The following is a 23,000-nucleotide window of genomic DNA, read 5'->3' on the forward strand; positions in this document are numbered from 1 at the left end:
GCATCGGCCTGCGGCAGAAAACCGCAGGCCCACGACTTTCCCTATAACAAAATGAGGACGGCACCATGAGCGCTTTAACCTTGAAAGTCGCAGTCAACCTGGTCAACCAGGCCATCAATGCAGGGCGGGAAATCTCCGCCGCCCCCCTGACCATCGCGGTACTCGATACCGGCGGCCACCTGATCACCCTGCAACGCGAAGACGGCGCCAGCTTGCTGCGCCCGAATATCGCCATCGGTAAAGCTTGGGGCGCCATCGCCCTCGGTAAAGGCTCGCGCCTGCTGGCACTGGACGCACAACAACGCCCGGCGTTTATTGCCGCGCTGAACAGCATGGGCCAGGGCAGCGTCGTGCCGGCACCGGGTGGTGTGTTGATTCGGGATCAGGCGGGTAACGTGCTGGGCGCGATCGGGATTAGCGGGGATTTGTCGGATATTGATGAGCAGGTGGCGATCAGGGCGGTGGAGGCGTTGGAGTTGCGGGCGGATGCGGGGGTGGCTGCTTGATTTTGTAGCGTCTGATTAACCGCCTTCGCGAGCAGGCTCGCTCCCACATTGGATTTGTGCTCAGACACAAAATGTCTGAATACCCATGCTCCCTGTGGGAGCGAGCCTGCTCGCGAATACGATCTCAAAAACACATCTTGCTAAAAGTCTGACGCTTGGTCCGACAATCTCCGAACTAGCCTTTTCATGATCAGGACATGAAAAGGCAAAGGAATGCTGAATCTATCTGCTTCAAATCGTTTGCGCATCGGTCGTTACTCCGAACACAACCGCATCTACCTGCTGACAACCAATACGGCGGGAAGGCAGCCTGTTTTCAGCGACTTTGCACTGGGTCGATTGGTCGCCAGCCAATTTAGCGTCGCAGAGGAAATGGGCATTGCCAGTACGTTGGCCTGGGTTGTCATGCCAGATCATTTTCATTGGCTGATTGAATTGAAGCGCGGTTCGCTCGGCGAGTTGATGCAGCGTACAAAATCCCTCAGCACCAAAGCCGTGAATCTCTCGACGGGTCGACAGGCCAGTCTTTGGCAATCAGGCTTTCATGATCGTGCATTGCGCAGAGAAGAAGATTTGGTGAAGTTGGCTCGGTATATCGTGGCTAACCCGTTGCGGGCTGGTTTGGTTAAGAAGCTTGGCGACTATCCGCTGTGGGATGCGATTTGGGTTTGAGCGTTATTCTGTGTTGCCGCCATTCGCGAGCAGGCTCGCTCCCACAGGGGATTTGTGAACGCCACAGATCCAATGTAGGAGCGAGCTTGCTCGCGAAGCAGTCACCGCGGTCTATCAGTCCGGCTCACACCCTTTCAGCACCAAGCGGATAATCGTCTGCGCCGCCGCTTCATAATCCGCCTCGTCCAGCTTGTCCTTCCCCGTGACTGCAGAAATCTGCCAGTCGAAGTCGGCGTAGGTCTGGGTAGCGGCCCAGATGCTGAACATCAGGTGGTTGGGGTCGATCGGGGCGATCTGGCCGCGGTCGATCCAGCTCTGAATACAGTCGATGTTGTGCTTGGCCTGGCCGTTGAGCTGCTCGACCAGGTCAGCACTCAAATGTGGCGCGCCGTGCATGATTTCGCTGGCGAATACTTTCGAGGCGAAGGGCAGATCGCGGGAGATGCGGATCTTCGAGCGGATGTAGCCGCTCAGCACTTCGCTCGGTACGCCGTCCGGATTGAACGGGGTCGAGGCCTGCAAAATCGGCACGATGATGCTTTCCAATACCTCGCGGTAGAGGTTTTCCTTGGACTTGAAGTAGTAGTAGACGTTGGGCTTGGGCAATCCCGCCTTGGCGGCGATGTCGCTGGTTTTGGTCGCAGCGAAGCCCTTGTCGGCAAACTCCTCACTGGCGGCACGCAGGATCAGTTCTTTGTTACGCTCGCGGATTGTGCTCATAAACCCGGTGGTTCCTTGCCTGTTCTGGCGGTTGCGCATGGTAGCACCGGCCTCGCGCGACGCTCAAGAATGCCCCGCGTGGTCTAAGGTCGCGTTATGCTTCGCAACATTCATACATAAAAGGAAACAGGATTCATGGCAGGAAGCAGTTTGCTGGTGCTGGTCGACGATATTGCCACCGTGCTGGACGACGTGGCGTTGATGAGCAAAATGGCCGCCAAGAAGACTGCCGGCGTGCTTGGCGACGACCTGGCGCTCAATGCCCAGCAGGTCTCCGGGGTGCGTGCCGAACGGGAAATTCCCGTGGTCTGGGCTGTGGCCAAGGGCTCTTTCGTCAATAAACTGATTCTGGTGCCGTCGGCGCTGGCGATCAGTGCATTCGTGCCTTGGCTGGTCACGCCGTTGTTGATGGTCGGTGGTGCGTACCTGTGTTTCGAAGGTTTCGAAAAGCTTGCGCACAAATTTCTGCACAGCAAGGCTGAAGACGAGGTCGAACATGCGCAACTGACTGAGGCGGTTGCTGATCCGGCGACCGATCTGGTGGCATTCGAGAAGGACAAGATCAAAGGCGCGATTCGCACTGACTTTATCCTTTCGGCAGAGATTATCGCGATCACCTTGGGCACCGTGGCGGATGCATCGCTGACTCAGCAAGTGGTTGTGATGTCCGGTATCGCCATCGTCATGACTGTCGGCGTTTATGGATTGGTAGCGGGTATCGTCAAGCTCGACGATCTCGGTCTGTGGCTGACGCAGAAACCTGGGCAGGTTGCCAGGAAAGTCGGCAGCGCCATCCTCAGCGCCGCACCGTACATGATGAAAACCCTGTCGGTGGTCGGCACGGCGGCGATGTTCCTGGTCGGCGGCGGAATTCTCACCCACGGCGTGCCGGTGGTGCATCACTGGATCGAAGGCGTTGGTGCCGCGGCGGGTAGTGCCGGGTTTGCGGTGCCGATGTTGCTCAATGGCGTGGCGGGGATCATCGCTGGTGCGGTGGTGCTGGCGGTTGTTTCTGTCGTCGGCAAAATCTGGAAAGCGATCAAAGGCTGAACGCAGTAACCCTGTGGGAGCGAGCCTGCTCGCGAAAGCGTCGAGTCAGTCACCTGTTTCGAGTCTGATGCACCACATTCGCGAGCAGCCTCGCTCCCACACTGGATTCAGCTGATACCATGAAAAAGGGCCATTCGACTCGCATCGAATGGCCCTTTTTTGTGTCTGCCGGGATTACTCGGCAATCTGCAGCTTGCGTGACTCGGTGTAGACGTAACGTACTTTCTCGTACTCAAACGGTGAGTTCAGTTGACCGTAGCGGAAACTGGTCTGGTAGCGTTTGTCGACCGCACGCAGGGCCCAGATCTCCGGGTGGTTGGAGCTGACTTCCGAGACGTTGAGGAAGTTGATCGCCGATTCGGTGGTGTAATCCACTGCCAGGCCTGCGGTATCGCGGATGTTCGACGGGCCGAAGATCGGCAGTACGAAGTAGGCGCCACCCGGTACACCGTAGAAGCCCAGAGTCTGGCCGAAGTCTTCGCTCTGGCGTGGCAGGCCCATGGCGGTGGCCGGATCCCACAGGCCGGCAATGCCGATGGTGGTGTTGAGCAGCAGCCGCGCGGTGGTTTCCATCGAGCGCTGGCCCTTGAACTGCAACAGGCTGTTGACCAGGTTCGGCACGTCACCGAGGTTGTTGAAGAAGTTACTCACGCCCGTGCGCAAAAAGCTGGGTGTGATGTAACGGTAGCCATCGACCACCGGCAGGAACACCCATTGGTCGAAGCGATAGTTGAAGTGGTAAACCCGGCGGTTCCACGACTCCAGCGGGTCGTAGACGTTCAGCGCGTTGAGCGTCGAACGCTCGAATTCGCGCTGATCCAGCCCCGGGTTGAATTTGAGTTTGGACAGCGGCTCTTTGAAGCCGTCGCTGTCGACCACCACGGGCGCGTTGGCTTTACTGTTGTCGGCCTGGGCCACGCCTGCGCAGAGTAGCGCTGCAATCAGCAGGAGATGTTTAGCCACGGAAGAACTCCAGCATGGCGTCGCTGTTGACGCGGTAGTTAAGGTTGCCGCAATGGCCGCCCAGTGGATAAACAGTCAGGCGATCACCGAAGGTCTTGCGCAGGAAACCGAGGTCGCCCGGACCAAGGATCACGTCGTCGGCGTTGTGCATCACGGCTATTTTCGGGCTGTCGTGCAGGTAATCCTTGAGCGCATACAGGCTCACCTGATCAATCAGTTGCAGCAGGCTGCCGCCGTCGGTGCGCGCACGCCACATCGGAATCACCTGTTCGGTCAGATAGCAGTCGAAATCGCACTGCAGCGCACGCTTGAGGAACGGCGTGAGGCTGGTGCCTTCGGTGATCGGGAATTTCGGCGGTGTGATCAGGCCGCGACGGTTGATCAGGTCCGAGGTAAAGGCAATATCGGCTGCCGAGAAGCGGAACGAAGTGCCGATCAGCATCGCCATCTGTTCGTTGGTCAGGTGTTGCTTGGACTGCTGGAAGTCATAGAGCAGCGCGTCATTGAGGTCGATGTAGCCTTTCTGCTGGAAGTAGCGGGTCAGCTTGGACAGCACCAGCTCATAGAATGTGGTGCTGGTGTTGATGCCTTTGACTTCGGTCTGCACCAGCTTGTCGAGGTTGGTGATCGAGGTATAGAGGTTGACCGGTGGGTTGAGCAGCAGGACTTTCTTGAAGTTGAAGCTGCGACGCGTTTCGTCCAGATGCGCAACGAAGGCGGCATCGAGGGCGCCGAGGCTGTATCCGGTCAGGTAATACTCGGTGACTGGCAGCTTTGGATTCTGTGCACGAACGGCCTGCATCACCCGATACATGTCTTCAGCGTCTTCCTTGGTCACGCCCGGCGTGGCGAAGCGTGAAGCGGCGCTGATGAAGTCGAAGCTGGTCGGCGACGACAGCTGGACGACGTGGTAGCCGGCCTTGTAGTAGAGCTTTTTCAGATATTCGTTGAGCGTGCTGTCATAGCGCGCACCTGTGCCTGCGATCAGGAAGATCAGCGGCGCCGGTTTGTCCTGTTCGGCGATACGGTAGGTCAGCTTTTTCACCGGCCAGAAATTGTCCGGCAGGATGAACTCGCGCTCCGGACGCAGAGTGACGCTGCGGTCTGACTGATTGATGTCGTCGTCCAGCGGCAATTCCGGGCGCAAGTCCGGCGGGGTCGTGGCGATGGTCGCCTCGAACGGATTGGTCAGGGGATAGCCATAACTGGCGGCGTCGATATCCACCGCCAGTGCGGACGCACTCAAAATAAGGCCGCTGAACAGCGCGGCGAAGCGCAAGGAACGGAGCATGACTAGATCCCTTAGAGGAAGGTGCCGAATGAAGTTCGCAGGCTATGACCACCGGGTGTGCGCCAAAGTGCCATGCTGCGGCACCAAACAGGCAGAATTCGGAGTAATAGTAGCTGGACGATACACTTTGCACGGTGTGAATGAACAGTTAAGTGTTGTTAGCGCTTGCGTATGCATGACGGCAGATTAAGCTGGCCGCCGATTTCTCAAGATTGGAGTGCTTCATGTCCCGCCGCTTGCCCGTGATTGTGCTGCTCGTTCTGTTGCCGTTGTGGCTGGCCGCCAGTTATGGCGCGCGTTATGGCTTTATGGAAGACGGAAAGTGGGTGGGCATCTGCGTCGATGAGGCCAGCCGCTGGGAATGTCAGGTACGTTCCAGCCTGGGTTTGATGATTCACTTCAAAGTGCTGGGCTGGACGGCACTGGGTGCGGCGCTGATCGGTTTTGTCGTGCCCGGGCGGGCAGGGTGGTGGCTGGCGGTGCTGGCGCTGGTGTTCGGCGTGCCGGCACTGGCGTTGTACAACACCACGTTGGCGGTGTTTGCGTTGGTGATTGCCGGGTTGCGGTTGGTCCGTAAGTCCCGCAGCGCCTGACAGTCAGTCTTCGCGAGCAGGCTCGCTCCCACAGGGGATTTGTGAACGTCACAGATCCAATGTGGGAGCGAGCCTGCTCGCGAAGAGGCCTGATGCCACTCTGAAGATCAGAGGCTGCGAACCCGCAGGCAGCGCCACAAAGCAGCCACCATCAACACGCTGACCAAAGCCCAACCCCACGCCTGCTGATTCTGCAAACCTTCCTGATACAACTGCGGTGCAATCCCCGCGCCGACGATAAAGGTCAGCAAGGCAATTTCGCGACGCGGCACGCTCACCGGGCGGCACAGATAAACCAGCGCGGGCAGCACAAACGCCATGCTTGCAAAACTGCGATAACGCGGATCGAAGACCATCTCGAGCATCATCACCGCCGCGGCAAATCCTGCTGCCGCGACCAGCCAGCCGGCGCGTCGCTCCAGCAGATTGAATGCCCGTTCACGCCAGCCAGTACGAGCACTCAGCGTCAGCGCCGCATGCGCCAACACCAACAGGTTCAACGCGGTCAGCAAGCCGACCCACAGCCACTCACTGGTGAATCGCGTGGTCACCCGCGCCAGATCACCCCAAGCACCAATCGAACAAGCGGCGAGGGCGCCGAGCAGCGGCAACACCAGCGCCGAACGCGTGGTGCGAATGCGACCGCCAAGGATCAGCGTGCCAAGGAAAATCAACCCGCCGACCGCCAGCCATTCCTTCCAGAACGGCACATTGGTCACCGGCCCGGCCAGCACACCCTTATCCTGGCGATCGGCATCGAACAGTCCCCAATACCCACCGACCGCGCCTTCACTACCGCGCTTCCACGGCTGGTCAAACGCTTCGATCAGGTTGTAATGCCAGCCTTGCTTCTCGGCCATTGCGACAAAACCACGAATGAACTTGGCCTCGTTGACCCGACTCGGCAGGGCGGTCTCGCGCTGGCGGCCTTCGCTCGGCCAGCCGGTTTCGCCGATCATCACGTCTTTCGGTGCGAACTTATTACCGAACACTTGGCGCACATCCGCGACATGTTGCAGGGCAACGTCGATGTTTGACGGATCATCTTCCCAGTACGGCAGCAAATGGATGGTCAGGAAGTCCACTGCCGGCGCGACTTCCGGATGCTTGAGCCAGAACTCCCAGACATCGGCGTAAGTGACCGGTTGCTTGACCTGGCTCTTGACCTTGTTGATCAACCGGACCAGTTGCGTGCCAGTGACTTCCTTGCGCAGCAAGGCTTCGTTGCCGACGATCACCGCGCTGACCACGTCCGGGTTGGCGTTGGCCGAGGCGATCAGCAGGTCGACTTCTTTCTCGGTGTCCACCGGGTTGCTGTTGACCCACGCGCCGATCATCAATTTCAAGCCGTGTTTGCGCGCCAGATCCGGCAACGCCTCGAGGCCGCTCATCGAATAGGTGCGAATACATTCAAAGCGTGTTGCCAGCAATGCGAGGTCGGCGTCCATGCGCTCCGGGCGCAGCTTGAACGGCACGTCGAACGGTGATTGGTCTTTATCGAACGGGGTGTAGGAGGCGCATTGCAACTTGTGCGTCGGAGTCGCTGCGTCCGGCAGAATCACCGGTTGGCCAAGGCCATACCAGAAGCCGCCGAGGGCAAACAGCCCAAGCAGGCAGGCGAAGAGGTAAGGCAGAAGGGGAAAGCGGGAAGTCGCGGACATGGTCAGGCCGAGTGGCTGCAAAGCGACGCATGTTACCTGCATTTATAGAGGGTTGGTGGCCCGCATGATTTTGACATGCAAAGTTCGGGCGGATTATTTGGCGTCATTTATATAGTCGCGATTAATGGCCTTGTGATGTCGTTTCTCATTGTCTTGAGGTCGCTGGCAGAGCAGGTCGCGAGCGTCGTCAGGTTGATGATCGAAGCGTCAGCACTCCACTGATGTTCCAGCGAGTTTGCGGTCAGGCGTGATGGGGGCGCTGTGCACCATAACAATACGTTGACGTCGCCCGCCATCCGTCGGGCGCAGCATTTCGGGGAAGTAACGATGAAGATGCGACGACTTTTAGGCGCAGGTGCCGCTCTGGCGCTGGCGATGAGTGCGACACTGGCCAGTGCGGAAACCAAGACCCTGAACATCGGTTACGTTGATGGCTGGTCCGACAGCGTGGCGACCACTCACGTGGCGGCCGAAGTGATCAAACAGAAACTCGGCTACGACGTGAAACTGCAAGCCGTCGCCACCGGGATCATGTGGCAGGGTGTTGCCACCGGCAAGCTCGACGCCATGCTCTCGGCGTGGTTGCCCGTGACTCACGGCGAATACTGGACGAAGAACAAGGATCAGGTCGTCGATTACGGCCCGAACTTCAAGGATGCGAAAATCGGCCTGATCGTGCCCGAGTATGTGAAAGCCAAGTCGATCGAAGACCTGAAAACCGATGACACCTTCAAAAATCGCATCGTCGGTATCGACGCCGGTTCAGGCGTGATGCTCAAGACCGATCAGGCGATCAAGGATTATGGCCTCGATAAATACAGCCTCAAGGCCAGTTCCGGCGCCGGCATGATTGCCGAGCTGACCCGTGCCGAGAAGAAAAACGAATCCATCGCCGTGACCGGTTGGGTGCCGCACTGGATGTTCGCCAAGTGGAAACTGCGCTTCCTCGACGACCCGAAAGGCGTGTACGGCGCAGCTGAAACCGTAAACAGCATCGGCAGCAAAGAACTCGCGACCAAAGCACCGGAAGTGGCCAAGTTCCTGAAAAACTTCCAGTGGGCGTCGAAAGACGAAATCGGCGAGGTCATGCTGGCAATTCAGGACGGTGCCAAGCCTGACGCAGCGGCCAAGGATTGGGTCGCCAAGCACCCGGATCGCGTGGCTGACTGGACTAAATAAAAGCTTCACCGCCTAACCCTGTGGGAGCGAGCCTGCTCGCGAATGCGTTCTGTCAGTTGATAAAAATATCGACTGAACCGACGCCTTCGCGAGCAGGCTCGCTCCCACAGTTGTTTTGTGGCGTACCGGAAATTGGCAAAAGTGTCATGGCGTTCTACTACTAAGGTCGTCTGTTACCGCGCTCGCAGCCGCATACATTAGCTATGTTCCAACAATAATCTGTGCTGCGAGGATAAAAACAATGAACGACAGCATTTACCTCTCGATTCAAAACAGTCCCCGATTCAAGGAGCTGGTGCGAAAAAGGGAAAAGTTCGCCTGGATACTCTCGGCGATCATGCTCGGGCTTTACTCTGGCTTCATTCTTCTGATCGCTTACGGGCCGCATATCCTGGGCGCGAAACTCAGTCCTGAGTCCTCGATTACCTGGGGCATCCCGATCGGTGTCGGACTGATTCTCTCAGCCTTCATCCTCACCGCTATCTATGTGCGCCGCGCCAATGGCGAGTTTGACGACCTGAACAATGCGATTCTCAAGGAGGCTCAGCAATGATCCGGCGTCTACTGGCTCTATTGAGTGTTGCGGCTTTCGCGCCGAGTGTCTGGGCGGCTGACGCGTTGACGGGGGAGGTGGCCAAACAGCCACTGAACATTCCAGCGATCCTGATGTTCGTCGCCTTCGTTGGCGCGACGTTGTACATCACCTACTGGGCCTCGAAGAAAAACAACTCGGCGGCCGACTACTATGCGGCCGGCGGCAAGATCACCGGTTTCCAGAACGGTCTGGCGATTGCCGGTGACTACATGTCGGCGGCGTCCTTCCTGGGGATTTCCGCGCTGGTGTTCACCTCCGGCTACGATGGCTTGATCTACTCAATCGGCTTCCTGGTGGGCTGGCCGATCATTCTGTTCCTGATCGCCGAGCGTCTGCGTAACCTGGGTAAATACACCTTTGCCGACGTGGCGTCCTACCGCCTCGGGCAAACCCAGATTCGCACCCTGTCGGCCTGCGGTTCGCTGGTGGTGGTGGCGTTCTACCTGATCGCGCAAATGGTCGGTGCCGGCAAGTTGATCCAGCTGCTGTTCGGTCTGGACTACCACGTCGCGGTGATTCTGGTCGGTGTGCTGATGTGCATGTACGTGCTGTTCGGCGGCATGCTGGCGACCACCTGGGTACAGATCATCAAGGCCGTGCTGTTGCTGTCCGGTGCCTCGTTCATGGCGCTGATGGTGATGAAGCACGTAGGCTTTGACTTCAACACATTGTTCTCCGAAGCGATCAAGGTTCACGCCAAGGGCGAAGCGATCATGAGCCCGGGCGGTCTGGTCAAGGACCCGATTTCGGCATTCTCGCTGGGTCTGGCGCTGATGTTCGGTACGGCTGGCTTGCCACACATTCTGATGCGCTTCTTCACCGTGAGTGACGCAAAAGAAGCCCGCAAGAGTGTGCTCTACGCAACTGGCTTCATTGGTTACTTCTACATTCTGACCTTCATCATCGGCTTCGGCGCGATCCTGCTGGTCAGCACTAACCCGGCCTTCAAAGATGCGGCTGGCGCGCTGTTGGGCGGCAACAACATGGCGGCGGTGCATTTGGCCAACGCGGTCGGTGGCAGTATCTTCCTCGGCTTTATCTCGGCGGTGGCGTTCGCGACCATTCTGGCGGTTGTGGCAGGTCTGACGCTGGCCGGTGCTTCGGCGGTTTCTCACGACTTGTATGCCAGTGTGATCAAGAAGGGCAAGGCGAACGAGAGGGACGAGATTCGTGTCTCGAAGATCACTACCATTGCCTTGGCGGTGTTGGCGATTGGCTTGGGCATCCTGTTCGAAAGCCAGAACATTGCGTTCATGGTGGGCCTGGCGTTCTCGATCGCGGCGAGCTGTAACTTCCCGGTGCTGCTGCTTTCGATGTACTGGAAGAAGCTGACTACCCGCGGTGCGATGATCGGCGGCTGGCTGGGGCTGGTGAGTGCAGTTGGCTTGATGATCCTAGGCCCGACCATCTGGGTGCAGATTCTGCATCACGAGAAGGCGATCTTCCCTTACGAGTATCCGGCGTTGTTCTCTATGATCATTGCCTTTGTGGGGATCTGGTTCTTCTCGATTACCGACAAGTCGGCGGCAGCGGACAAGGAGCGGGCGCTGTTCTTCCCGCAGTTTGTGCGTTCGCAGACCGGGTTGGGGGCGAGTGGGGCGGTTTCGCATTGATGGTTTGATGGTTTTGTAATGTTGTGCTGAATGCCCCGGTTGAGAGATCGGGGCATTTTTTGTGGGCGGTTATCGGCTAGAGCTGTGTACATATCCGTTGCTGCGGTAATGGCTTCTTAGGGTTTCGCCCTTACGGCGACTCACTTTTTTTACAAGCGCCAAAAAAAAGTAAGCAAAAAAACGCTTGCTCCTACGTGCGGCCCGCTCGCTAAAGCTCGGGGTCCCTTCGCTCCGGGATCGATCCTGGCGCAGCGCCTACGGTTTGCTTCGCTGCACCTCCTCTCGCTGTGTTTGGCTTTGCCAAACGGTCGCTGCGCTCCCACGCCAGGATCAATCCCTCCACTCAGCCTTCCGACGTCGCCTTACAGATCAAGAGCTGCAGCCGAGCTAACGCTCATCCTGTTGAGTGGTGAAGAGCATGCGGTCGGCTTTTGTTCGGTATTGGATTCGCCCCTCACCCCAGCCCTCTCCCGAGGGAGAGGGAGCCGATTTGTGGGCTTTTCAAAATCTGAGTTCAACGCGCTATCGCACATCGGGGTAGCTTTCCCAAACACCTCGTTCAGTCCTCTCTCCCTCCGGGAGAGGGCTAGGGTGAGGGGCTTTTGATCTGATTCAGACTCTGAGTTCGACTCGGTATCTCAGGTCGGCGTAGCTCTGCCAAACACCTCGATCAGTCCCCTCTCCCTTCGGGAGAGGGCTAGGGTGAGGGGCTCTTGATCTGGCTTTTGATCTGGCTTTTGATCTTGCTTTGGCTTCGGCTTTTGATCTTTTGCCCCATCGGCAGGCCGAGCGGAGGTGTTCATCCGGGGGTAGGCGCGCAGCGCCGTGCGGCGTAGCCGCATACATCGAGAGGAGGTGCAGCGAAGCAAACCGTAGGCGATGCCCCCGGATGGACACCGTAGCGAGGGAACACTGAGCCTCAGCGAAGTGCCGTACGCCAGGGGCAAAGCCTTTTGGTTCCTTTTTGGCGTTTGAAAAAGGGACTCGCTGTAAGAGCGAAACCGCCAGCGGCAGCACCCGAAGAAACGGATATGCCCCCAATCCCAATCCCAATCCCAATCCCAATCCCAATCCCAATCCCAATCCCAATCCCAAACCCCAAACCCCAAACCCCAAACCCCAAACCCCAAACCCCAAACCCCAAACCCCAAACCCCAAACCCCAAACCCCAAACCCCAAACCCCAAACCCCAAACCCCAAACCCCAAACCCCAAACCCCAAATCCCAAATCCCAAAACCCAGCACAAACAAAAACGGCCTCTATATAAATAGAGGCCGTTCCCGGTACAACTAAGACTTCATCGCAAGACAGGTCTTATTTACGGTCTTCCAGCTTGGAAATATCACGCGACTCGTAACCAGTGTACAGCTGGCGCGGACGGCCAATCTTGTACGGGCTGGAGAGCATCTCTTTCCAGTGCGAAATCCAGCCAACAGTACGTGCCAGCGCGAAAATCACAGTGAACATGCTGGTCGGAATGCCGATCGCCTTGAGGATGATCCCCGAGTAGAAGTCGACGTTCGGGTACAGCGAGCGTTCGATGAAGTACGGGTCGGTCAGCGCGATCTCTTCCAGGCGCATGGCCAGTTCGAGTTGCGGATCGTTGTTGATGCCCAGTTCCTTCAGTACTTCGTCGCAGGTCTGCTTCATGACAGTCGCGCGAGGGTCGCGGTTCTTGTAAACGCGGTGACCGAAACCCATCAGCTTGAACGGATCGTTCTTGTCCTTGGCCTTGGCGATGAACTTGTCGATGTTGGAAACATCGCCAATCTCGTCAAGCATGGTCAGCACGGCTTCGTTCGCACCGCCGTGGGCAGGGCCCCACAGTGCGGCGATACCGGCGGCGATACAGGCGAACGGGTTGGCACCCGAAGAGCCGGCCAGACGTACAGTAGAAGTCGACGCGTTCTGCTCGTGGTCGGCATGGAGGATGAAAATCCGGTCCATGGCCTTGGCGAGCACCGGGCTGATCGGTTTGATCTCGCACGGGGTGTTGAACATCATGTGCAGGAAGTTTTCCGCGTACGTCAGGTCGTTGCGCGGGTACATCATGGGTTGGCCCATGGAGTACTTGTAAACCATCGCTGCCAGGGTCGGCATCTTGGCAACCAGACGGATCGCGGAAATTTCGCGATGCTGCGGGTTATTGATGTCGAGGGAGTCGTGGTAGAAGGCCGAGAGGGCGCCGACTACACCGCACATGACGGCCATCGGGTGGGCGTCGCGACGGAAACCGTTGAAGAAGGTTTTCAGCTGCTCGTGAACCATGGTGTGGTTTTTCACGGTGCTGACGAACTGGGCCTTCTGTTCTGCGGTCGGCAGTTCGCCGTTGAGCAGCAGATAGCAGGTTTCCAGGTAGTCCGACTTTTCAGCCAGCTGTTCGATCGGGTAGCCGCGGTGCAACAGAATGCCGTTGTCGCCGTCGATATAGGTGATCTTCGACTCGCACGAGGCGGTCGACATGAAACCAGGGTCGAAAGTGAAGCGGCCCGTGGCCGTCAGGCCCCGAACATCGATTACATCGGGACCAACGGTGCCGGTTAAAATGGGCAGCTCGACGGGGGCTGCGCCCTCGATGATCAACTGCGCTTTTTTGTCAGCCATGTGGCCTCCTATTTATGCTTGAACCATCAGACAGACCCCCCACGCAGGGCCCGCACCACTATAGTGAGATAAATTCGAATGTCAATTTGCCTAAAGTCTTGCTCCAGAAGGCTTTAAGCGTACTTTTTCCTCGAAATTGACTGCCATTTACGCCTTTTATACGACTTGTGCAATCAGCTATTTGGGGTAGGTGATTGCGTTGTCATTAGTAGCCTAACTGTCTATACTCGGCCACCGACCGCCAAGGGCTTTTGGGCTTGCTTTCATTGGGGGTCGCATCCCTGGGTGGTGGTTACCTGACCAGTGCACTCCCCAACAACTTTGCCCTGATTGTTAGGGGCTCTTCAGTGTGAAAAAAAAGCCGTGAAAAGCCAACGACCTGTAAACCTAGACCTAAGGACCATCAAACTCCCAGTCACTGCTTACACGTCCATTCTTCACCGTATCTCCGGTGTCATCCTCTTCGTGTGCCTTGCCATCATGCTTTATGCATTGGACAAGTCGCTGAGCTCCGAGGAAGGCTTCGGTCAGGTGAAAGCGTGTCTGACCAGTCCGCTAGCCAAGCTAGTGATTTGGGGCATCCTGTCCGCTCTGCTGTATCACCTGGTAGCCGGTGTGCGCCATTTGATCATGGACATGGGCATCGGTGAGACGCTGGAAGGCGGCAAACTGGGCTCGAAAATCGTTATCGCCGTTTCCGTGGTGGTAATCGTTCTGGCAGGAGTTTGGATATGGTAACTAACGTCACGAACCTGTCGCGTTCGGGCCTCTATGACTGGATGGCGCAACGTGTGTCTGCGGTCGTTCTCGCGGCTTACTTCATCTTTCTGATCGGATACGTCGTGGCCCATCCTGGCCTCGAGTATGCCCAGTGGCATGAACTGTTCGCCCACAACGGGATGCGTATTTTCAGCCTCCTGGCCCTTGTTGCTCTGGGCGCTCACGCCTGGGTCGGCATGTGGACCATCGCGACTGACTACCTGACGCCAATGGCGTTCGGCAAGTCCGCAACGGCGATACGTTTCCTTTTCCAGGCAGTATGCGGCGTTGCGATGTTCGCTTACTTCGTCTGGGGTGTGCAGATTCTCTGGGGTATCTGAGTCATGGCTAACATTCCAACGATTTCTTTTGACGCCATCATTATTGGTGGTGGCGGTGCCGGCATGCGCGCTGCGCTGCAACTGGCGCAGGGTGGTCACAAGACTGCCGTGATCACCAAGGTTTTCCCGACCCGTTCGCACACTGTATCCGCTCAAGGCGGCATCACGTGCGCGATCGCGTCTGCTGACCCGAACGATGACTGGCGCTGGCACATGTACGATACCGTCAAGGGCTCCGACTACATCGGTGACCAGGACGCTATCGAATACATGTGTCAGGAAGGCCCGGCCGCGGTTTTCGAGCTGGACCACATGGGTCTGCCGTTCTCGCGTACCGAACAAGGCCGTATCTACCAGCGTCCGTTCGGTGGTCAGTCCAAGGACTACGGTAAAGGCGGCCAGGCTGCGCGTACTTGCGCGGCTTCCGACCGTACCGGTCACGCCCTGCTGCACACCCTTTATCAGGGCAACCTGAAAGCCGGTACCACGTTCCTGAACGAGTACTACGCTGTCGACCTGGTGAAGAACCAGGAAGGCGATTTCGTCGGTGTGATCGCGATCTGCATCGAAACTGGCGAAACTTCCTACATCCGCGCCAAAGCCACCGTATTGGCTACCGGCGGTGCAGGTCGTATCTACGCTTCCACCACCAACGCCCTGATCAACACCGGTGACGGCGTCGGCATGGCTCTGCGTGCTGGCGTACCGGTACAAGACATCGAAATGTGGCAGTTCCACCCGACCGGCATCGCCGGTGCCGGTGTACTGGTTACAGAAGGTTGCCGTGGTGAAGGTGGTTACCTGATCAACAAGCACGGCGAGCGTTTCATGGAGCGTTATGCTCCGAACGCCAAAGACCTTGCCGGTCGTGACGTGGTTGCTCGCTCGATGGTTAAAGAAATCATCGCCGGCAACGGTTGCGGTCCGAATGGCGACCACGTGATGCTCAAACTCGACCACTTGGGCGAGGAAGTGCTGCACAGCCGTCTGCCAGGCATCTGCGAACTGTCGAAGACTTTCGCCCACGTTGACCCGGTTGTTGCGCCGGTTCCGGTTGTTCCGACTTGCCACTATATGATGGGCGGCGTTGCCACCAACATCCATGGCCAGGCGATCACCCAGAACGCCGATGGCGTGGATCAGATCATTCCTGGTCTGTTCGCGGTAGGTGAAGTGGCTTGCGTATCGGTGCACGGTGCCAACCGTCTGGGCGGCAACTCGCTGCTCGACCTGGTGGTATTCGGCCGCGCTGCCGGCCTGCACCTGGAAAAAGCACTGACCGACGGCATCGAATACGACGACGCTACCGAAGCCGACATCGAAGCTGCCCTGTCGCGCCTGAACGCACTGAACAACCGTACTGACGGCGAAGACGTAGCCACCCTGCGTCGCGAGCTGCAAAGTTGCATGCAGAACTACTTCGGCGTATTCCGTACCGGCGAATACATGCAGAAAGGTATCGCTCAGCTTGCTGACCTGCGTACCCGCATTGCCAACGTGAAGATCAACGATAAGTCGCAGGCGTTCAACACTGCCCGTATCGAAGCGCTGGAACTGCAAAACCTGCTGGAAGTGGCTGAAGCTACCGCCATCGCTGCCGAAGTACGTAAAGAGTCGCGCGGTGCTCACGCCCGTGAAGACTTCGAAGATCGTGACGACGAAAACTGGCTGTGCCACACCCTGTACTTCCCGGGTGACAAGCGCGTCACCAAGCGTGCCGTGAACTTCTCGCCGAAGACTGTTCCGACTTTCGAACCTAAAGTCCGGACTTATTAAGGGTGACCGCCATGTTGCAAGTCAGTGTTTATCGCTACAACCCTGATCAGGACGCTGCGCCGTTCATGCAGGAATTCCAGGTCGATACCGGTGGTAAAGACCTGATGGTGCTGGACGTGCTGGCCCTGATCAAAGAGCAGGACGAGGGTTTCTCCTATCGTCGCTCTTGCCGTGAAGGCGTCTGCGGCTCCGACGGCATGAACATCAACGGCAAGAACGGTCTGGCATGCATCACGCCGCTGTCCGCCGTTGTAAAAGGTAACAAGCTGATCGTTCGTCCGCTGCCAGGTTTGCCGGTTATCCGTGACCTGGTTGTCGATATGAGCATCTTCTACAAGCAATACGAGAAGGTGAAGCCTTACCTGCAGAACGACACGCCGGCTCCGGCCATCGAGCGTCTGCAGTCGCCAGAAGAGCGTGAAAAGCTCGACGGTCTGTACGAGTGCATCCTGTGCGCTTGCTGCTCGACCTCTTGCCCGTCCTTCTGGTGGAACCCGGACAAGTTCCTGGGTCCAGCTGCGCTGCTGCAAGCTTATCGCTTCCTGGCAGACAGCCGTGACACCAAGACCAACGAGCGTCTGGCTTCGCTCGATGACCCGTTCAGCGTCTTCCGCTGCCGGGGCATCATGAACTGCGTCAACGTATGTCCGAAAGGCCTGAACCCGACTAAGGCCATCGGTCACATCCGTAACATGCTGCTTTCGAGCGGCGTGTGATTCAGCTGCTGTAACCGCTGCACCGTAGAGGCTGTGGCGCGGGCTTCAACCCGCGTCATGGCTATAACCAGAGCAGTAGCCACAAGCTGCCGCTCTTATTTTGAAGAAATGAGACAAGCAGGGGCATCCGGGCTGGTACCCGGACTATCAGTGTGATCCTAAGTGGCTTGTTTTAGTCGCTGCATTCGGACTTCTGCAAGTTTGCTCGGTGTCGACATCGATGGTGTTCCCCTAACCGAGGGTGACCAAGCATGCAAGAAAGCGTGATGCAGCGCATGTGGAACAGCGCCTACCTTTCAGGTGGAAACGCTGCCTATGTGGAAGAGCTTTATGAGCTCTACCTGCACGACCCTAACGCTGTGCCAGAAGAGTGGCGCACCTACTTTCAGAAGTTGCCTGCCGACGGCAACTCTGCCACTGATGTTTCGCACTCGACAATTCGCGATCATTTCGTGCTGCTGGCAAAGAACCAGCGCCGCGCCCAACCGGTTTCCGCCGGCAGCGTGAGCAGTGAGCACGAGAAGAAGCAAGTTGAAGTGCTGCGATTGATCCAGGCCTACCGTATGCGTGGCCACCAGGCAGCCCAGCTTGACCCGCTGGGGCTGTGGCAGCGTCCTGCACCTGCAGACCTGTCGATCAATCATTACGGCTTGACCAATGCCGATCTTGATACGACCTTCCGTGCCGGCGACCTGTTCATCGGCAAAGAGGAAGCGAGCCTACGCGAAATTCACGAAGCGTTGCAGCAGACATATTGCCGCACCATCGGCGCTGAATTTACGCACATCACCGATTCCGAGCAGCGCCAGTGGTTCCAGCAGCGTCTGGAAAGCGTGCGTGGTCGTCCAACGTACTCCGCCGACATCAAGAGCCACCTGCTTGAGCGCGTGACTGCCGGTGAAGGCCTGGAAAAATACCTGGGCACCAAATACCCGGGCACCAAGCGTTTCGGTCTGGAAGGTGGCGAAAGCCTGATTCCGATGCTCGACGAACTGATCCAGCGTTCCGGTTCCTACGGCACCAAGGAAGTCGTCATCGGCATGGCCCACCGTGGCCGTCTGAACGTGCTGGTCAACACCTTCGGCAAGAACCCGCGCGAGCTGTTCGACGAGTTCGAAGGCAAGAAGAAGGTCGAGCTGGGTTCCGGTGACGTTAAGTATCACCAGGGCTTCTCGTCCAACGTGATGACCGCCGGCGGTGAAGTTCACCTGGCCATGGCGTTCAACCCGTCCCACCTGGAAATCGTTTCCCCGGTGGTAGAAGGTTCGGTGCGCGCCCGTCAGGATCGTCGTAATGACGCCACTGGCGAGAAGGTTCTGCCGATCTCCATCCATGGTGACGCTGCATTCGCAGGTCAGGGCGTGGTCATGGAAACCTTCCAGATGTCGCAAACCCGCGGTTTCAAAACCGGCGGTACCGTGCACATCGTGATCAACAACCAGGTTGGTTTCACCATCAGCAACCCGCTGGACTCGCGTTCCACCGAGTACGCCACCGACGTTGCGAAGATGATTCAGGCGCCGATCCTCCATGTGAATGGCGATGATCCGGAAGCCGTGTTGTTCGTGACCCAGTTGGCCATTGACTACCGCATGCAGTTCAAGCGTGACGTGGTGATCGACCTGGTCTGCTACCGTCGTCGCGGCCACAACGAGGCCGACGAGCCAAGCGGCACCCAGCCTCTGATGTATCAGCAGATCACCAAACAGCGCACCACTCGTGAGCTGTACGCTGATCGTCTGACCCAGGGCGGTGTTCTTGATGCAGAGCGTGTTCAGGCGAAAGTCGACGAATACCGCAACGCGCTGGACAACGGTCTGCACGTCGTGAAATCGCTGGTCAAAGAGCCGAACAAAGAGCTGTTCGTGGACTGGCGTCCGTATCTGGGCCACGCCTGGACTGCGCGTCACGACACCCGCTTTGATCTGAAGACCCTGCAAGAACTGTCCGCCAAGCTGCTGGAAATTCCGGAAGGCTTCGTGGTTCAGCGTCAGGTTTCGAAGATCTACGAAGACCGTCAGAAAATGCAAGCCGGCGGCCTGCCGATCAACTGGGGTTACGCCGAAACCATGGCGTACGCGACCCTGGCGTTCGAAGGTCACCCGATCCGCATGACCGGTCAGGACATCGGCCGCGGCACGTTCTCGCACCGTCACGCTGTGTTGCACAACCAGAAAGACGCAGGCACCTACATTCCGCTGCAGCACCTGTACGACGGTCAGCCACGTTTTGACCTGTACGACTCGTTCCTGTCGGAAGAAGCGGTATTGGCGTTCGAATACGGTTACTCGACCACCACGCCGGATGCGCTGGTGATCTGGGAAGCCCAGTTCGGCGACTTCGCCAACGGTGCACAGGTTGTTATCGACCAGTTCATCACCAGCGGCGAGCACAAGTGGGGCCGTCTCTGCGGTCTGACCATGTTGCTGCCACACGGTTATGAAGGTCAGGGCCCTGAGCACAGCTCGGCACGTCTTGAGCGTTACCTGCAACTGTGCGCCGAGCACAACATTCAGGTCGCCGTACCGACCACGCCAGCACAGATCTACCACTTGCTGCGTCGTCAGGTGATTCGTCCGCTGCGCAAGCCGCTGATCGTGCTGACTCCGAAGTCGCTGCTGCGCCACAAACTGGCCATCTCGACCCTGGAAGATCTGGCCGAAGGTTCGTTCCAGACCGTGATCCCGGAAATCGATGCACTGGACCCGAAAAAGGTCGAGCGTGTTGTTCTGTGTAGCGGCAAGGTCTACTACGACCTGCTGGAAAAACGCCGTGCCGAAGGCCGTGAAGATATCGCCATCGTGCGTATCGAGCAGCTGTACCCATTCCCTGAGGACGACTTGAAAGAAGTCCTGGCTCCATACACCAACGTCAAAAATGCCGTTTGGTGTCAGGAAGAGCCGATGAACCAGGGCGCCTGGTACTGCAGTCAGCACCACTTGCGTCGCAGCATCGGTAACCTCGACAAGTCTCTCGTACTTGAGTACGCGGGCCGTGAGGCTTCTGCTGCCCCAGCTTGTGGTTACGCATCGATGCACGCCGAGCAGCAGGAAAAACTCCTGCAAGACGCGTTTACCATTTAACGCCTTCGCGCACCTGAAACCGAATTTAAGGAATCACAGATAATGGCTATCGAGATCAAAGCCCCCACTTTCCCGGAATCGGTTGCCGATGGCACCGTTGCCACCTGGCACAAACAACCGGGCGACGCCGTCAAGCGTGACGACCTGATCGTCGACATCGAAACCGACAAAGTCGTACTGGAAGTGCTGGCCACCGCTGACGGCGTGCTGGGCGCAATCGTCAAGAACGAAGGCGACACCGTTCTGTCCGACGAAGTGTTGGGCTCCATCGAAGCGGGCGGCGCTGCTGCCGCTGCTCCAGCCGCCGCTGCTGCTCCGGCCGCTGCTGCCGCTGCCCCGGCTGCTGCTGAAGGCGAAGACGATCCTGTTGCTGCTCCTGCTGCGCGCAAGCTGGCAGAAGAAAACGGCATCAACATCGCTTCCGTTGCCGGCACCGGCAAAGGCGGTCGTGTGACCAAGGAAGACGTGGTTGCAGCGGTTGCTGCCAAGAAAGCCGCTCCGGCTGCCGCGCCTGCCAAGGCTGCTGCTCCTTCGGCCGCCGCTCCTGTGTTCGCTGCTGGCGACCGCATCGAGAAGCGCGTACCGATGACCCGCGTGCGTGCCACCGTGGCCAAGCGTCTGGTTGAAGCGCAGTCGAACATGGCGATGCTGACCACTTTCAACGAAGTCGACATGACTGAAGTCATGGCCCTGCGTTCGAAGTACAAGGATCTGTTCGAGAAGTCCCACAACGGCGTACGCCTGGGCTTCATGTCGTTCTTCGTTAAAGCAGCTACCGAAGCGCTGAAACGCTTCCCGGCTGTCAACGCGTCGATCGACGGCGGCGACATCGTTTACCACGGTTACGCGGACATCGGCGTTGCCGTTTCCAGCGACCGTGGCCTGGTTGTTCCGGTTCTGCGTAACGCCGAGCTGATGAGCCTGGCTGAAATCGAAGGCGGCATCGCAACATTCGGCAAAAAAGCCCGTGACGGCAAACTGTCGATGGACGAGATGACCGGTGGTACCTTCACCATCACCAACGGTGGTACCTTCGGTTCGATGATGTCGACCCCGATCGTCAACCCGCCGCAGGCAGCGATTCTGGGCATGCACAACATCATCCAGCGTCCTATGGCCATCAACGGTCAGGTCGTTATCCGTCCGATGATGTACCTGGCACTGTCCTACGATCACCGTCTGATCGATGGCAAAGAAGCTGTGACCTTCCTGGTGACCATCAAGAACCTGCTGGAAGATCCGGCTCGTCTGTTGCTGGATATCTGATAGAAGCAGTCGCGGGCTTCAAGTTTCAAGCTGCAGGAAAGGGCAGCTTGGCTTGGAGCGCGCGGCTTGAAGCTTTTCGCTAAAGAGGATTTTTTGAATGTCGCAGAAATTTGACGTAGTAGTGATCGGTGCTGGCCCTGGTGGCTACGTGGCTGCCATCAAGGCCGCGCAGCTGGGTCTGACCACTGCCTGCATCGAGAAGTACACCGACGCAGAAGGCAAGCAAGCCCTGGGCGGCACCTGCCTGAACGTGGGCTGCATTCCTTCCAAGGCGCTGCTCGACAGCTCCTGGAAATACAAGGAAGCGAAAGAAAGCTTCAATGTTCACGGTATCTCGACTGGCGAAGTCAAAATGGACGTCGCTGCGATGGTTGGCCGCAAGGCTGGCATCGTCAAGAACCTGACCGGCGGCGTTGCCACTCTGTTCAAGGCTAATGGCGTTACTTCGATCCAGGGCCACGGCAAACTGCTGGCTGGCAAGAAAGTCGAAGTCACCAAGCCAGACGGCTCGGTTGAAATCATCGAAGCTGAAAACGTCATCCTGGCTCCAGGTTCGCGTCCGATCGACATTCCGCCGGCTCCGGTTGATCAGAAAGTCATCGTCGATTCGACTGGCGCTCTGGAATTCCAAAGCGTACCTAAACGTCTGGGCGTGATTGGCGCTGGCGTGATCGGCCTGGAACTGGGTTCGGTGTGGTCGCGTCTGGGTTCGGAAGTGGTTGTCCTCGAAGCGCTGGATACTTTCCTGATGGCAGCGGACACCGCTGTTTCCAAGGAAGCGCTGAAAACCCTGACCAAACAGGGTCTGGACATCAAACTGGGCGCTCGCGTGACCGGCTCGAAAGTGAACGGCGACGAAGTCGTTGTGAACTACACCGATGCCAACGGCGAACAGACCATCACTTTCGACAAGCTGATCGTAGCCGTTGGTCGCCGTCCGGTGACCACTGATCTGCTGGCTTCCGACAGCGGCGTGACCCTCGACGAGCGCGGTTTTGTGCACGTTGACGATCACTGCGCGACCACCGTACCGGGCGTTTTCGCCATTGGTGACGTGGTTCGCGGCATGATGCTGGCTCACAAGGCATCGGAAGAAGGCATCATGGTTGTCGAGCGCATCAAGGGCCACAAAGCCCAGATGAACTATGACCTGATCCCTTCGGTTATTTATACTCACCCGGAAATCGCGTGGGTTGGCAAAACCGAGCAGGCCTTGAAAGCTGAAGGCGTTGAAGTTAACGTCGGCACCTTCCCGTTCGCCGCTTCCGGCCGTGCCATGGCCGCCAACGATACCGGTGGTTTCGTCAAGGTTATCGCTGATGCCAAGACTGACCGCGTATTGGGCGTGCACGTGATTGGCCCGAGCGCTGCAGAACTGGTTCAGCAGGGCGCGATCGGTATGGAATTCGGCACCAGCGCTGAAGACCTGGGCATGATGGTTTTCTCCCATCCGACCCTGTCTGAAGCCTTGCACGAAGCTGCTTTGGCAGTGAATGGCGGTGCCATCCACATTGCCAACCGCAAAAAGCGTTAACAGACAATAAGAAACCACGGCGGTAACGGCCCGTCGTGAGCCTTGCGAGCAAGTCTCACCGCGGAATGTCCGCTGGA

General features: G+C 57.9%; 19 protein-coding genes. 14 read left to right on the forward strand and 5 right to left on the reverse strand.

Translation table 11 applies throughout. From position 1 onward, the window contains the following. Positions 1–65: 65 nt before the first annotated feature. Together HU718_RS09220 and HU718_RS09225 are read left to right on the forward strand one after the other, a co-directional pair. A complete protein-coding gene (locus HU718_RS09220; RefSeq protein WP_186616619.1) occupies positions 66–506 on the forward strand; it encodes a GlcG/HbpS family heme-binding protein in 441 nt (146 codons plus the stop codon). A gap of 213 nt (positions 507–719) precedes the next feature. Then, positions 720–1,178: an REP-associated tyrosine transposase gene (locus tag HU718_RS09225; RefSeq protein WP_016987507.1), complete on the forward strand. Its 459-nt coding sequence runs from the start codon at positions 720–722 to the stop codon at positions 1,176–1,178. Between the two features lie 114 nt (positions 1,179–1,292). Here HU718_RS09225 and HU718_RS09230 read toward each other — a convergent pair whose 3' ends face one another. After that, positions 1,293–1,898, reverse strand: coding sequence for a TetR/AcrR family transcriptional regulator (locus tag HU718_RS09230; RefSeq protein ID WP_007919931.1), 606 nt, complete (start codon positions 1,896–1,898; stop codon positions 1,293–1,295). A gap of 135 nt (positions 1,899–2,033) precedes the next feature. On the opposite strand from HU718_RS09230, the gene HU718_RS09235 reads away from it, so the two are divergent. Then, positions 2,034–2,948: a DUF808 domain-containing protein gene (locus HU718_RS09235; protein WP_110720785.1), complete on the forward strand. Its 915-nt coding sequence runs from the start codon at positions 2,034–2,036 to the stop codon at positions 2,946–2,948. Between the two features lie 174 nt (positions 2,949–3,122). Here HU718_RS09235 and HU718_RS09240 read toward each other — a convergent pair whose 3' ends face one another. Together HU718_RS09240 and HU718_RS09245 are read right to left on the reverse strand one after the other, a co-directional pair. Beyond that, complete coding sequence (locus tag HU718_RS09240; RefSeq protein WP_095119931.1) at positions 3,123–3,911, reverse strand: MlaA family lipoprotein; 789 nt, start codon at positions 3,909–3,911, stop codon at positions 3,123–3,125. Further along, entirely contained in the window at positions 3,904–5,202 is a 1,299-nt protein-coding gene (locus HU718_RS09245) for a serine/threonine protein kinase (RefSeq protein WP_095119932.1), read from the reverse strand. The genes HU718_RS09240 and HU718_RS09245 overlap by 8 nt, the downstream gene beginning before the upstream one ends. A gap of 224 nt (positions 5,203–5,426) precedes the next feature. On the opposite strand from HU718_RS09245, the gene HU718_RS09250 reads away from it, so the two are divergent. Next, the gene (locus HU718_RS09250) at positions 5,427–5,795 is read left to right on the forward strand and encodes a hypothetical protein (RefSeq protein WP_102900806.1); all 369 of its coding nucleotides are present in this window, start codon (positions 5,427–5,429) and stop codon (positions 5,793–5,795) included. A 107-nt stretch (positions 5,796–5,902) separates the two neighbouring features. On the opposite strand, the gene HU718_RS09255 is transcribed toward HU718_RS09250, so the two are convergent. Further along, positions 5,903–7,498, reverse strand: a complete 1,596-nt coding sequence (locus HU718_RS09255; RefSeq protein WP_186616620.1) for a glycoside hydrolase family 17 protein — start codon at positions 7,496–7,498, stop codon at positions 5,903–5,905. A gap of 285 nt (positions 7,499–7,783) precedes the next feature. Between HU718_RS09255 and HU718_RS09260 the strand changes: the two genes are divergently transcribed. The 3 genes from HU718_RS09260 (at position 7,784) to HU718_RS09270 (ending at position 10,843) form a co-directional block, all read left to right on the forward strand. Next, complete coding sequence (locus HU718_RS09260; protein ID WP_095119935.1) at positions 7,784–8,635, forward strand: glycine betaine ABC transporter substrate-binding protein; 852 nt, start codon at positions 7,784–7,786, stop codon at positions 8,633–8,635. A 241-nt stretch (positions 8,636–8,876) separates the two neighbouring features. Next, positions 8,877–9,188: a DUF485 domain-containing protein gene (locus tag HU718_RS09265; RefSeq protein WP_007919908.1), complete on the forward strand. Its 312-nt coding sequence runs from the start codon at positions 8,877–8,879 to the stop codon at positions 9,186–9,188. Beyond that, a complete protein-coding gene (locus HU718_RS09270) occupies positions 9,185–10,843 on the forward strand; it encodes a cation acetate symporter (protein ID WP_186616621.1) in 1,659 nt (552 codons plus the stop codon). Before HU718_RS09265 ends, HU718_RS09270 begins: the two co-directional genes overlap by 4 nt. 1,315 nt (positions 10,844–12,158) lie before the next feature. Here HU718_RS09270 and gltA read toward each other — a convergent pair. After that, the gene (gltA, locus tag HU718_RS09275; RefSeq protein WP_007919904.1) at positions 12,159–13,448 is read right to left on the reverse strand and encodes a citrate synthase; all 1,290 of its coding nucleotides are present in this window, start codon (positions 13,446–13,448) and stop codon (positions 12,159–12,161) included. 363 nt (positions 13,449–13,811) lie between these two features. Between gltA and sdhC the strand changes: the two genes are divergently transcribed. The 7 genes from sdhC to lpdA all read left to right on the forward strand — a co-directional run bounded on the left by sdhC (position 13,812) and on the right by lpdA (position 22,923). Next, on the forward strand, positions 13,812–14,186 hold the full coding sequence (gene sdhC, locus HU718_RS09280) for a succinate dehydrogenase, cytochrome b556 subunit (protein ID WP_016773673.1): 375 nt from the start codon (positions 13,812–13,814) through the stop codon (positions 14,184–14,186). Continuing rightward, positions 14,180–14,548 carry a succinate dehydrogenase, hydrophobic membrane anchor protein gene (gene sdhD, locus HU718_RS09285; RefSeq protein WP_003222999.1) on the forward strand — a complete coding sequence of 123 codons (369 nt, stop codon included), beginning with the start codon at positions 14,180–14,182 and terminating at the stop codon, positions 14,546–14,548. The genes sdhC and sdhD overlap by 7 nt, the downstream gene beginning before the upstream one ends. Before the next feature lie 3 nt (positions 14,549–14,551). After that, positions 14,552–16,324, forward strand: coding sequence for a succinate dehydrogenase flavoprotein subunit (gene sdhA / locus HU718_RS09290; RefSeq protein ID WP_186616477.1), 1,773 nt, complete (start codon positions 14,552–14,554; stop codon positions 16,322–16,324). Between the two features lie 11 nt (positions 16,325–16,335). After that, positions 16,336–17,040 (forward strand): succinate dehydrogenase iron-sulfur subunit, encoded by a 705-nt coding sequence (locus HU718_RS09295; protein WP_038364054.1) that lies wholly within the window; start codon positions 16,336–16,338, stop codon positions 17,038–17,040. Positions 17,041–17,291: 251 nt separating this feature from the next. Further along, positions 17,292–20,123, forward strand: a complete 2,832-nt coding sequence (locus HU718_RS09300; protein WP_093439917.1) for a 2-oxoglutarate dehydrogenase E1 component — start codon at positions 17,292–17,294, stop codon at positions 20,121–20,123. A gap of 42 nt (positions 20,124–20,165) precedes the next feature. Continuing rightward, positions 20,166–21,389 (forward strand): 2-oxoglutarate dehydrogenase complex dihydrolipoyllysine-residue succinyltransferase, encoded by a 1,224-nt coding sequence (gene odhB / locus HU718_RS09305; RefSeq protein WP_077571706.1) that lies wholly within the window; start codon positions 20,166–20,168, stop codon positions 21,387–21,389. Positions 21,390–21,486: 97 nt separating this feature from the next. After that, the gene (gene lpdA, locus HU718_RS09310) at positions 21,487–22,923 is read left to right on the forward strand and encodes a dihydrolipoyl dehydrogenase (RefSeq protein ID WP_095119941.1); all 1,437 of its coding nucleotides are present in this window, start codon (positions 21,487–21,489) and stop codon (positions 22,921–22,923) included. Positions 22,924–23,000: the final 77 nt, after the last annotated feature.

The sequence above is a fragment of the Pseudomonas tensinigenes genome (assembly GCF_014268445.2).
GTDB lineage: Bacteria > Pseudomonadota > Gammaproteobacteria > Pseudomonadales > Pseudomonadaceae > Aquipseudomonas > Aquipseudomonas tensinigenes.

Bases quoted from the DNA above. Each gene is read 5' to 3' on its own strand.
- HU718_RS09220 (WP_186616619.1), top strand. From the start codon at position 66: ATGAGCGCTTTAACCTTGAAAGTCGCAGTCAACCTGGTCAACCAGGCC.
- HU718_RS09225 (WP_016987507.1), top strand. From the start codon at position 720: ATGCTGAATCTATCTGCTTCAAATCGTTTGCGCATCGGTCGTTACTCC.
- HU718_RS09230 (WP_007919931.1), bottom strand. From the start codon at position 1,898: ATGAGCACAATCCGCGAGCGTAACAAAGAACTGATCCTGCGTGCCGCC.
- HU718_RS09235 (WP_110720785.1), top strand. From the start codon at position 2,034: ATGGCAGGAAGCAGTTTGCTGGTGCTGGTCGACGATATTGCCACCGTG.
- HU718_RS09245 (WP_095119932.1), bottom strand. From the start codon at position 5,202: ATGCTCCGTTCCTTGCGCTTCGCCGCGCTGTTCAGCGGCCTTATTTTG.
- HU718_RS09250 (WP_102900806.1), top strand. From the start codon at position 5,427: ATGTCCCGCCGCTTGCCCGTGATTGTGCTGCTCGTTCTGTTGCCGTTG.
- HU718_RS09255 (WP_186616620.1), bottom strand. From the start codon at position 7,498: ATGCAGGTAACATGCGTCGCTTTGCAGCCACTCGGCCTGACCATGTCC.
- HU718_RS09260 (WP_095119935.1), top strand. From the start codon at position 7,784: ATGAAGATGCGACGACTTTTAGGCGCAGGTGCCGCTCTGGCGCTGGCG.
- HU718_RS09265 (WP_007919908.1), top strand. From the start codon at position 8,877: ATGAACGACAGCATTTACCTCTCGATTCAAAACAGTCCCCGATTCAAG.
- HU718_RS09270 (WP_186616621.1), top strand. From the start codon at position 9,185: ATGATCCGGCGTCTACTGGCTCTATTGAGTGTTGCGGCTTTCGCGCCG.
- gltA (WP_007919904.1), bottom strand. From the start codon at position 13,448: ATGGCTGACAAAAAAGCGCAGTTGATCATCGAGGGCGCAGCCCCCGTC.
- sdhD (WP_003222999.1), top strand. From the start codon at position 14,180: ATGGTAACTAACGTCACGAACCTGTCGCGTTCGGGCCTCTATGACTGG.
- sdhA (WP_186616477.1), top strand. From the start codon at position 14,552: ATGGCTAACATTCCAACGATTTCTTTTGACGCCATCATTATTGGTGGT.
- HU718_RS09295 (WP_038364054.1), top strand. From the start codon at position 16,336: ATGTTGCAAGTCAGTGTTTATCGCTACAACCCTGATCAGGACGCTGCG.
- HU718_RS09300 (WP_093439917.1), top strand. From the start codon at position 17,292: ATGCAAGAAAGCGTGATGCAGCGCATGTGGAACAGCGCCTACCTTTCA.
- odhB (WP_077571706.1), top strand. From the start codon at position 20,166: ATGGCTATCGAGATCAAAGCCCCCACTTTCCCGGAATCGGTTGCCGAT.
- lpdA (WP_095119941.1), top strand. From the start codon at position 21,487: ATGTCGCAGAAATTTGACGTAGTAGTGATCGGTGCTGGCCCTGGTGGC.